The organism is Priestia sp. ABM2_011 (genome assembly GCF_056158845.1).
Genome location: NZ_JBSWUB010000001.1, coordinates 1,324,503 through 1,335,127, shown reverse-complemented (window position 1 = coordinate 1,335,127; position 10,625 = coordinate 1,324,503). Strand labels below are relative to the sequence as shown.

Here is a 10,625-nt window from a genome sequence, read left to right as displayed (position 1 = left end):
CAATAGCGTAACGTTACATTTTATTTTGAATGCGGTATACGTAAGCTAATATTTCAGCCACCGCTTTAAAAAACTCTTCTGGAACCGCATCCCCTACTTTGGTTTGATCAAAAAGCGCTCTTGCCAGCGGGCGGTTCTCTACCATGATAATTTCATGACTTTTGGCAATTCCTTTGATCTTTTGAGCAATAAAATCTACGCCGCTGGCTACAACATAGGGAGCATCCATTTTTTCTTCATCATATTTTAAAGCAATGGCATAATGAGTAGGGTTTGTAATGACGACATCTGCTTTTGGAACTTCTTGCATCATGCGAGACATTGCCATTTCACGCTGCTTTTGCTTTATTTTTGATTTGATTAGAGGATCTCCTTCAATGTTTTTATGCTCATCTTTGATATCTTGCTTTGACATTCGAATATTTTTCTCGAAATCAAACTTTTGGTACAAATAATCAAGCAGCGATAAAAATAAAAGCATAAGCGAAGCTGCAAGTCCCATTTGAAAAACAAGCTTAGACAGAACAACCAGCGAGTCCCCTATACTTTTTTGAGATAAATTTAATACATCTTCTATGTGAATCCATAAGATAAAACACGTGACGGCTCCGATACACATAATTTTCAGCGTTGACTTGATTAGTTCTACCAGCGCTCTCATGGCAAAAATTCGTTTGGCTCCGCTAATAGGGTTAATCTTTTCTAACTTAGGCTGAAGGGACTCCGTGGAAAAAAGAATGCCAACCTGCATATAATTCGCTCCGAGCGCAGCAACAAAAGCTGCGAGCATGACAGGACCCGCTGCAAGAGCAATTGAAGGAAGAAGATGCTTAAACATCGCAAATACGCGCTCTGCCGTCACTTCCTCAAGCATATACGTTTGAAAAGCTTCTCTTAACAGCTTCATCATTTGCTGTAAAAATTGTTTGGCTCCAAACAAAAAATAAAGAAAAACCATTAAAAGAATGAGCGCAGTGGTAACGTCTTGACTTTTAGCTACCTGTCCTTTTTTTCGAGAGTCCTGCTTTTTTTTAGGTGTAGCTTTTTCCGTTTTTTCTCCTGCAAAAAATTGCAAATCAACTTTTACTAAAAACAAAGCTACACCCCTCCTAATATGCGGATCATCGCGCGCATCGCTTCTATCATTTGTTCAAATATGATTTGCATCATATAAAACATGCTCCCCATCACTACAATTAGTAAAATAAAAGCAACGATGATTTTCACCGGAAATCCAACTACGAAAATATTTAACTGCGGAACCGTTCTCGCGATGATGCCAAGCGCGATATCGACTAAAAATAATGAACCAACCAAAGGCAAAGACATTTGAACGGCTACTAAAAACATCGATGAAAAAACAGTTATGATGTGTGTAGCAAATGCTTGGCTTCCCACAGGGAAAGCTACTTTGTCTAACGGAATAATTAAATAACTATTATAAATGCCGTCTATTAATAAATGATGCCCATTGGTCGATAATAAAAATAGAAGAGCAAATACATATAAATATTGACCTAGTATCGGACTTTGCGCCCCTGTCTGCGGGTCTATTACACTGGCAATGGCAAACCCAATTTGAAAATCGATGAGACCTCCGGCGATTTGAATAGCCATAATAAATACATACGCAGTCAAACCAATAAACAACCCAACAGCACATTCTTTTACTACTAAAAGTACAAACTGTGCATCTAACGAAACGACGGGTAAATCAATCGTTGTCGCAATAATGACGGATAGCGAGGCAGACAAACCTACCTTATGAACTGCGGGAATCGTTTTGTATGAAAATAGCGGAACAGTGATGAAAAAAGACGTTACCCGCACTAGTACTAGTAAAAACGCGGGATAGGATAAGATCAACTGACTCATAGCTATCCTACGTACCGATACAGATTTGCAAAAATTTCATATGTAAATGAAATCATTTTCGATAACATCCACGGACCAAAAAATACAATCCCTACTAAGACCGCTACAATCTTAGGAACAAAAGCAAGAGTTTGCTCTTGAATTTGGGTAGTTGCTTGAAAAATACTAATAATGAGCCCAACTACAAGGGCCAGCAGTAATAGAGGACCAGATACAATTAAAATTGTATACACGCCTTTTTCTGCTAACGAAATGACAAATTCTCCATTCATTGTCTATCACCTATTGAAAACTTATTAATAATGATTTAACAACTAAATTCCAGCCGTCAACCAGTACAAATAGTAAAATTTTAAATGGGAGCGAAATCATAACGGGAGGAAGCATCATCATTCCCATAGACATCAGCACGCTTGCTATAATCATATCGATAATGAGAAAAGGAATAAAAATCATAAATCCAATTTGAAATGCCGTCTTTAGCTCACTGATCGCATAAGCTGGAACGAGCGCAGTTAAGGGAATATCTTGAACAGAGGATGGTTTATCTATATCCGCATATTCTAAAAAAAGAGCTAAATCTTTTTGTCTTGTATGAGCACTCATAAATTCTTTCATTGGTTCAGCTGCTTTTTTATAGGCTTGATTCAACGTGATTTTTTCTTTTAAAAGCGGCTGAAGCGCCTGTTCATTTACCTGAGAAAAAGTTGGTGCCATAATAAAAAATGTTAAAAACAGCGATAAACCAACTAATACTTGATTAGGAGGCATTTGCTGTGTCCCAAGCGACGTACGTACAAATGAAAGCACAATGACAATTCGTGTAAAGCAGGTCATCATGATTAAAATTCCAGGAGCTACTGAAAACACCGTCAGCAACAACAAAAGCTGGACAGAAGTTGAAATATTTGTAGGACTGCTCGAGTTAAAGAGATTCATCACTTCATTCATCGTTCTTTTTGTTCCTTTCTAACTCTTTCAGTGCGTTTTGTCTTTTTATTTTCATTTCATTCATTTCTCGCTGAAAAAGCTGCTGAAAAGAATGACTAGATTTCTCTTCTTTTTTAGAAGTGAATTTTTCTAAAAAAGACGGTAGTACGACTTTATATTCGCCCTCGTTTTTCTGTTGTTCCTCATACTGCGTAAGCAGCTGCTGTTTCTCTTGCCCTGTAATTTCTGAAAGAAGCTGCACATTTTCACCGACTCCAATAACAAAAAGCTGATTTCCAACTTTGACTACTTGTACAGACTTGCTGCTTCCAACATTTGTACCACCCAAGTTTTGTACGACTTTATTTTTTTGTAGAAGCCTTCCTTTTTTATTTACAAATTTTAAGAGCGCAAAAAGCAGCCCAATTACAAGTAAAAACGCGAATATCATCTTCACGATATCTCCAGCTGAAAGCGCAGGCGTCGCCTGGAGTTCAGTTTTTTCTTTTGAATCAGTACTCTCACTCTCTGAACACTTCTCCGTTTTCTCCAAACATTCTTTTACCGATGCAGATCCACTTTCTGCATAGACGATTTGATTTGATCCTGCTAATACGCTTATTAACAGCGCAACAATTACGAACTTTCGCAGCAATGTCTGCCACCTCTTACTTCAACATAGTGTAAGATTAGCGGGAAAGTCCCGCCAATCTGTTGTTTATCCAATTGCTTTTGAAATTGCCTCTAATACACGATCTGCTTGAAACGGCTTAACGATAAAATCTTTTGCCCCTGCTTGAATGGCATCAATCACCATTGCCTGCTGTCCCATCGCTGAACACATGATCACCTTGGCATCACTTTTTATGTTTTTAATTTCTTTTAAGGCCGTAATTCCATCCATTTCAGGCATCGTAATATCCATTGTGACAAGATCTGGTGCATGCTCTTTAAATAACTCCACAGCCTGCTGGCCATCTGCCGCTTCCGCTACTACTTCATATCCATTTTTCGTTAAAATATCTTTAATCATCATGCGCATGAACGCAGCATCATCTACAATTAAAATTCGGTTTCCCATCTCTACTCCTCCTAAAAATCATTACTTTAGTTTGTTAATACGGTCTCTTTGACTAATAATATCAGTTACGCGAACGCCAAAATTCTCGTCAATGACGACCACTTCACCTTTTGCAATTAATTTGCTATTAATCAAGATATCTACCGGTTCGCCTGCTAGTTTATCAAGTTCAATGATTGCACCAGAAGATAATGCTAAAATCTCTTGAACCGTTCGCTTAGTCCTTCCAAGCTCCACGGTAACTTGAAGCGGGATATCAAGCAGCATGTCTAAATTTCGCGAATCCCCTTGAGGAGAAGACACGTGCTCGAACTCTGAAAACGATGCGGGCTGAACATCAACTGGTACATGAACAGGTTCTGCCTGCTGTGTTTCTTCATGCTGTATGTATTCAGCTGCCGGCGGTTCTGTTTGCTTTTCGTTAAGATCTGATTCTTTTTCAATAGAAGCTGCGGTACCTTCTGCGCTTGGAACTAAGAGCTCTTCCACCAAACTTTTGGCAAAAGATATCGATAACAGCTGCATAATATTGGAATCGATTAATGTGCCTACCTTCAAATTAAAAGAGACTTTTACAAAGACGTCATCTTGGGGAATCAGCTCTGTGCCTTCCCCTTTTTGAATATTTAAAATATCTAAGCTCGGCGGAGAGATATCAATTTTCTTTTGAAATACCGTAGACATAGACGTCGCTGCAGAACCCATCATTTGATTCATCGCTTCCTGCACTGCACTCAGCTTAATTTCATCCATGATTTCCGTCGGATTCTCTCCCGTTCCACCAAGCATCAAATCTGAAATAACAGCTGCATCTTCATGTTTAATAACTAACAAATTCGTACCAGAAAAGCCTTCTGTGTACTGAACTTGCACAGCGACATGAGGATTTGGAAATTCATCCGTCAGCTCTTCTTTATACACGAGCGATACAAACGGTGTGGTAATATCGACTTTTTGATTCAATAAAGCCGATAACGCTGTTGCTGAACTGCCAAACGAAATATTTCCAATTTCGCCAAGCGCGTCTTTTTCCATTTCCGTAAAGTAATCGTCTACTTGACTTGACTTATTCGGCTCTGAAAACTCGTCAAGTGAAGAAGTTCCTTTTAACAACGCATCAATTTCATCTTGCGAAAGCATGTCATCGTTCATTCCTTTCGTTCCTCCTCTTAACATCATCTAGAATTTGCACAGCGACTTTCCGACTGACTTTTCCAGGCTGCGCAATAAATTTAGGTTGTTCTCCGACGTAAATAGTTAACGGATTATGAACGCTTGTTTGCAGTCGAATAACATCTCCCTCATCTAATGCTAGGAAATCTTCAATGGAAATATCCGCTTTTCCTAGCTCGGCTACAACCTGCAATTCCGCATCATTAATTTGTTCCTTTAGCTGCTCAACCTCTTGTACGTTAGGTTCTTTTTTCGAAGATTGCATCCAGTAATGAACGGACAGTTTGGACACAATCGGCTCAAGCGTCACGTGCGGAATACATAGATTGATCATGCCCGTTTCATCTCCAATTTGTACGTTTAATGAAATGACGATGACAATTTCATTTGGTGAAATCACCTGCAAAAACTGAGGATTCACTTCAAACTCTGATGTTTCAGGTTCAATTTCCGCAATAGAACTCCAAGCTTCTCTCATACTGTCTAACGTTTTCTCTAACAAGTTTCGAACCAAGCTCGTTTCAATCTCCGTTAAGTTACTAATTTTCCCACCGCTCTCGCCTTGTCCCCCGAGCAAGCGGTCAAGCATCGCATAGGCAATGTTCGGATTGACTTCCATAATGATATGCCCTTCTAAAGGAGGGACAGCTATCACATTTAAGATGGTTACTTTCGGAACAGAGCGAATGAACTCCTCATACGGAATTTGATCCACTGATACAACGGACACTTGTACAACGTTACGAAGCTGTGCCGAAAAGACGTTGATGAGCATGCGCGCATAATTTTCATGAATTCGCGTCAAACTGCGAATCTGATCTTTTGAAAAACGCAGCGCGCGTTTAAAATCATATGTACGAATGCGCTGTTTTTTATTTTCCTTTTTTAGCTCATCCGCATCCATCTCTCCGGTTGATAACGCGGATAATAGGGCATCAATTTCATTTTGTGATAATACATCCCCAGCCACTAGCTTCCCTCCCTTTTTCTTTACTGCAACACTTTAGACGTTGTATAAATTTTAACAACATGTCCGTTTTCCATTAATTGATCAATTTGCTTTGCAATATCTGTTTCTAACGTACTGAGCCCTTGCGTTCCTTCAAAATCTTGAGCACTCATATCGGAGAGCCGTTTGATAATAATGTCTCTTACTTGAAAGTCTCTTTTTTGAAGCTCTGCTGCCGCTTTTTTACTATCCATTTGAATTTTAAAGGAGATGCTGATGTAGTTATTGCTTTTTAAATTGGTTTTGATATCCGTTACATCTACAGAAGCTTTAATCACATCGTCGATAGATGGACCTTTTTCAGTACCTGCCTGCTCCGTATACTTTAACGTCACAATAACCGCAATGCTTCCTATTAAAGTAAGAGAAAGCAGGATAATAATCATCTTACTAATTAGCTTATTTTTGAACACACTTTATTCCTCCGTCGTTTGCTGCAGTCCTAATACGTTAATTCGCTGATAATAACTCGTCACTTTCTCATTCACTTCTTCAACTGAATCCTTTACCACTAGCTTTTTGTTATTTGTTAGCGTAATAGTTGTATCGGGAAATGCCTCAACCTGCTCGATGTAAAGAGCATTTAACGTAAATGTTTTGCCGTTTAGCCTCGTTAAAGTGATCATAATCAACCGGAGTAATACCTACTCCTTCCTCCCGCCTATCGTTTTAGATTCACTAATTCTTGCAGTATTTCATCGGATGTTGTGATAATTCTTGTATTCGCTTGAAATCCGCGCTGTGCAACAATCATGTCCGTGAATTCCTCGGATAAATCAACGTTGGACATTTCAAGGGCGCTTGAGACGAAGGTTCCTGTACCGTTGGCTCCTGGAGCTCCTAGCAAAGGATTTCCTGAGTTTACGCTTTGAGTAAATAAATTTCCTCCTGCCTTTTGGAGTCCTTCATTATTTGCAAATTTAGCAAGTTCAATTGTTGGTGTATTTGGAGTTATATTTCCGTTAGCATCTATGATATTAACCTTCCCATTTGCTCCTATACTGTAGCTCTTACTTGTTGAAGGAATATTAATATTCCCTCCTCCAGTTTTTTGTACATACAGTCCATCACCCGTTACCAAATTACCGCTGCTATCCAAATAAAAATTACCTGCTCTTGTGTAATAATTTGTGTTTCCATCATTTACAACAAAATACCCATCCCCAGAAATAGCCAAATCAAGCGGACGTCCCGTTGACTGAATGCTTCCTGCCGTTTGAACTGTATCAATCGTGCCAATCTGTGAACCTAACCCGACTTGTTTAGCATTAACACCTCCACGGTTAGCTCCCGGTGCCGTCGCTCCTGCTACCTGCTGACTTACTAAATCTTGAAACGTTGTACGTCCTTTTTTATAGCCGTATGTATTAACATTGGCAATGTTATTTCCTAGGACATCTAATTTAGTTTGAAAATTTTTCATGCCGCTGATTCCTGAATACATCGAACGTAACATAAAATCACTCCTTAAATTTGGTTGGTTAACTGCTTACTTCTAAGATATCGTTTAGCGAAAGTACCGTATGATTTTCATCGTTGATTGTAAACGATATCTCATTGTTTTTGACGGATGCTGTTGAAATGACTCCTTGCTTTTTATTTCCTTCTTCATCTAACCATGCAGCGGTTTTACCAATTAATTCGCTTCCTTTTAAAATAGGAGAAGCCTGAGACTGCGTTACAAACGTATTGAGCGATGTGCTCATATTTGTCATTTGTTCAAGGGATGAAAACTGAGCCATTTGAGCAATAAAGTCTTTGTCTTCCATTGGATTCATTGGATCTTGATTTTGAAGCTGAGCAATCAAAAGCTTCAAAAAGTCATCTTTGCCAAGCGAGCTGTTTCCCGTTTGCTTCACTTGTGTGTCCCTATTGCTTAAATACAAGTCAGACGTAATTTCATTTGTCATTGTTATCACCTATACGTTGTAGTTAATGAGCGCTGATTCAAAAGAAGATAGAAAGGAAGCCGATTCTTCCAATTGTTGTGAATCTTGATCTTCTTCTTCTTTTTTAAACGCTTCTTTTTCCTGTCTTTCTTTTTGCTGGTCGTTTTCATTGTTATACGACATCGCTTGTTCTGACAGTAGCACATCGATTTTATCAATTGATACATGCTGAGACGCGAGACCATGCCGCAAAGTTGAAAGATTGGAGTCCAATAACTCTTTTGTTTTTGCTGACGATACGACAATTCGCGCAACCGTTTCGCTGTCTTTCTGAAGCATTTCAATTGAAATCGCACCTAGCTGTTTAGGAAATAACTTAATGAGAAGCTTGGATGTTCCCTCTTCGGCACTAAACGAAGCTTTACTCCATACTTTCTCAAGCTCGTTTACCAAATTGCTAGACTGCTGATAGTCAGATTTTGCTTGCCCTAGATAAATAGAGAACTGCTGAAGCTTAGGCATTTCTCCACTTCCAAAGGATGATGGCTGATTCTCTACTGGCGCCCCGGTTGTGTGTGTACCTGCCGAACTTTCGCTATTTTTCGAAAAGCTATTGGTATCTATACTTCCGCTGGGTACAACCACATCTTTTTTCCATGGAAGCTGATTAAAAAACGGTACTTTTTCTTCTTTAGGAAAAGCAGTCATATTTTTCACAGAACTTTCTGAAGCTGTATGAACAGCGTCCACATCCACTTGTTCAACCGATACATGCTGAGACCCGAGAGCTTGCCGTAATCTGAAAAGATTGGCATTTAACAGCTCTTTTGTTTTTGCCGACGTTACCACAACCTGCGCAATCGTTTCATCGTCTTGTTGAAGCACTTCAATTGATATTGTCCCTAGCTGATTTGGAAATAGCTGAATGGAAAGCTTGGACGCCCCCTCTTCAGATCCAACTGAAGCTTTACTCCATATTTTTTGCAGCTCGTTTACCAGATCGCTAGACTGTTCATAATCTGATTTCGCTTTCCCTAAATCAATAGAAAACTGCGGCCTTTTTTCTTCTTTACCAAAAGCAGTCATCTCTGTTACTGAACTTTTTGGAGCTGCTTGAACAGTAGCCACATCCACTTCATCAACGGATACATGCTGAGACGTGAGAGCTTGTCGTAATCTGAAAAAGTTGGCATTTAACAGCTCTTTTGTTTTCGCTGACGATACAGCTACTTGTGCAACCGTTTCATTGTCTTGTTGAAACACTTCAATTGAAATCGTCCCTAGCTGCTTTGGAAATAACTGAATGGAAAGCTTGGATGCTCCTTCTTCAATACTGATGGAAGCTTCACTCCATATTTTTTCCAGATTATTTACCAAATCCCTAGACTGCTGATAGTCTGATTTTGCTTGGCTTAAATCAATAGAAAACTGCGGCTCTTTTTCTTCTTTACCAAAAGCATTCATCTCTGTTACAGAACTTTCTGGAGCTGCTTGAACGCCGGCCGCATCCACTTGATCAACCGCTACGCGTTGAGACGCAAGAGCTTGTCGTAAACTGAAAAGGTTGGAATTTAACAGCTCTTTTGTTTTCGCTGACGTTACCACAACCTGCGCAATTGTTTCATTGTCTTGTTGAAGCACTTCAATCGAAATCGTCCCTAGCTGCTTTGGAAACAATTTAATGGAAAGCTTAGATGCTCCTTCTTCAGTACTGATCGAAGCTTTACTCCATATTTTTTGCAGCTCATTTACCAGATCGTCAGACTGTTGATGATCAGAGTTTGCTTGCCCTAGATCAATAGAAAACTCTTGGATCTTAAGCATTTCTCCAGCTCCAAAAGCTGATGGGTTATTTTTTAACGTCAACCCGGCTGTTTTAGCAGTGAAAGAACTTTCACTATCTATACTTGGGTTACCTAAAACCACATCTTTTTTCCATGGAAGCTGATTAAATAGCGGCCCTTTTTCTTCTTTACGAACAGCGCTCATATCTTTTAGAGAATTTTTTGAAGTTGAATGAACAACGGCGAAAAAACCAGCTGAGCGCTTTTCATGTAAGGTATCGGTTAATACACGTGGTTGTTTATGAATTTTCTCTATTTTTTCAACAGCAGCTTTCCGCAAGCCTTGAAGCTGCGAATCTGAAAGCTTCACTGACTGTAGCTGCGGTTTTTGTAGTTCTTCCATCAGCTGAGCAAACTCTGTTTGAAACGCAGACGACGTGTTTTTACATATAGTCAACAAGCTAGAAATAGAAGACAAATATTGTTCTTGACTGTCTGTTTTAGATGAAACAGGTTCCTGCTGCATTTCTGTTAACACGTGCTGCAGCTTTAGAAGCGGCTGTTCCAAATCTAGACTACTTGGAATACTACTGATCATCTCGGCTAGATGTTCGTATAAGACAGACGGTTCATCTCCTTCATCTCCTTCATATTCTGCTTCGCTTAACTGAATCGCAATTAACCCGACCGCGTTAAAGACGTCTTGATTTATCGCTTGTTCATTCAATGATTTCTCCCGGCTCGCTAAAGGTTGCGCATTTAGCTGCTGAAGCTGTTGAACGATTTCTTCAAAAAAACCCTGAGTCTGAATAACAGCCGCTTTTTCATCGCAGTTTACCTTTGATGCAGCTGCTGGACGTAGTGAAATTCCCACTGTTTTCACC

General features: G+C 39.5%; 13 protein-coding genes. All 13 read right to left on the bottom strand.

Going from position 1 to position 10,625, the window contains the following annotated elements:
- Positions 1 to 13: 13 nt before the first annotated feature.
- Positions 14 to 1,096, bottom strand: coding sequence for a flagellar biosynthesis protein FlhB (flhB, locus tag ACXAE4_RS07070; RefSeq protein WP_275210778.1), 1,083 nt, complete (start codon positions 1,094 to 1,096; stop codon positions 14 to 16).
- A gap of 2 nt (positions 1,097 to 1,098) precedes the next feature.
- Positions 1,099 to 1,875, bottom strand: a complete 777-nt coding sequence (fliR, locus tag ACXAE4_RS07065) for a flagellar biosynthetic protein FliR (RefSeq protein ID WP_047749904.1) — start codon at positions 1,873 to 1,875, stop codon at positions 1,099 to 1,101.
- A gap of 2 nt (positions 1,876 to 1,877) precedes the next feature.
- The gene (gene fliQ / locus ACXAE4_RS07060) at positions 1,878 to 2,147 is read right to left on the bottom strand and encodes a flagellar biosynthesis protein FliQ (protein ID WP_033579787.1); all 270 of its coding nucleotides are present in this window, start codon (positions 2,145 to 2,147) and stop codon (positions 1,878 to 1,880) included.
- Between the two features lie 10 nt (positions 2,148 to 2,157).
- Positions 2,158 to 2,826 carry a flagellar type III secretion system pore protein FliP gene (gene fliP, locus ACXAE4_RS07055; RefSeq protein WP_028411420.1) on the bottom strand — a complete coding sequence of 223 codons (669 nt, stop codon included), beginning with the start codon at positions 2,824 to 2,826 and terminating at the stop codon, positions 2,158 to 2,160.
- Positions 2,819 to 3,460: a flagellar biosynthetic protein FliO gene (locus tag ACXAE4_RS07050; protein WP_028411421.1), complete on the bottom strand. Its 642-nt coding sequence runs from the start codon at positions 3,458 to 3,460 to the stop codon at positions 2,819 to 2,821. The genes fliP and ACXAE4_RS07050 overlap by 8 nt, the downstream gene beginning before the upstream one ends.
- Before the next feature lie 63 nt (positions 3,461 to 3,523).
- A complete protein-coding gene (locus ACXAE4_RS07045; RefSeq protein WP_033579786.1) occupies positions 3,524 to 3,886 on the bottom strand; it encodes a response regulator in 363 nt (120 codons plus the stop codon).
- Between the two features lie 21 nt (positions 3,887 to 3,907).
- Positions 3,908 to 5,038, bottom strand: a complete 1,131-nt coding sequence (fliY, locus tag ACXAE4_RS07040; RefSeq protein ID WP_028411423.1) for a flagellar motor switch phosphatase FliY — start codon at positions 5,036 to 5,038, stop codon at positions 3,908 to 3,910.
- Positions 5,028 to 6,029 (bottom strand): flagellar motor switch protein FliM, encoded by a 1,002-nt coding sequence (gene fliM, locus ACXAE4_RS07035; protein ID WP_034265235.1) that lies wholly within the window; start codon positions 6,027 to 6,029, stop codon positions 5,028 to 5,030. The genes fliY and fliM overlap by 11 nt, the downstream gene beginning before the upstream one ends.
- Positions 6,030 to 6,049: 20 nt before the next feature.
- On the bottom strand, positions 6,050 to 6,481 hold the full coding sequence (gene fliL, locus ACXAE4_RS07030; RefSeq protein ID WP_033579784.1) for a flagellar basal body-associated protein FliL: 432 nt from the start codon (positions 6,479 to 6,481) through the stop codon (positions 6,050 to 6,052).
- Between the two features lie 3 nt (positions 6,482 to 6,484).
- Positions 6,485 to 6,694 (bottom strand): flagellar FlbD family protein, encoded by a 210-nt coding sequence (locus tag ACXAE4_RS07025; RefSeq protein WP_025750317.1) that lies wholly within the window; start codon positions 6,692 to 6,694, stop codon positions 6,485 to 6,487.
- 35 nt (positions 6,695 to 6,729) lie between these two features.
- Positions 6,730 to 7,524: a flagellar basal body rod protein FlgG gene (gene flgG, locus ACXAE4_RS07020; RefSeq protein WP_033579783.1), complete on the bottom strand. Its 795-nt coding sequence runs from the start codon at positions 7,522 to 7,524 to the stop codon at positions 6,730 to 6,732.
- A 25-nt stretch (positions 7,525 to 7,549) separates the two neighbouring features.
- A complete protein-coding gene (gene flgD / locus ACXAE4_RS07015; RefSeq protein WP_033579782.1) occupies positions 7,550 to 7,978 on the bottom strand; it encodes a flagellar hook assembly protein FlgD in 429 nt (142 codons plus the stop codon).
- A gap of 9 nt (positions 7,979 to 7,987) precedes the next feature.
- Positions 7,988 to 10,615 (bottom strand): flagellar hook-length control protein FliK, encoded by a 2,628-nt coding sequence (locus ACXAE4_RS07010; protein WP_289578384.1) that lies wholly within the window; start codon positions 10,613 to 10,615, stop codon positions 7,988 to 7,990.
- Between the last annotated feature and the right edge of the window lie 10 nt (positions 10,616 to 10,625).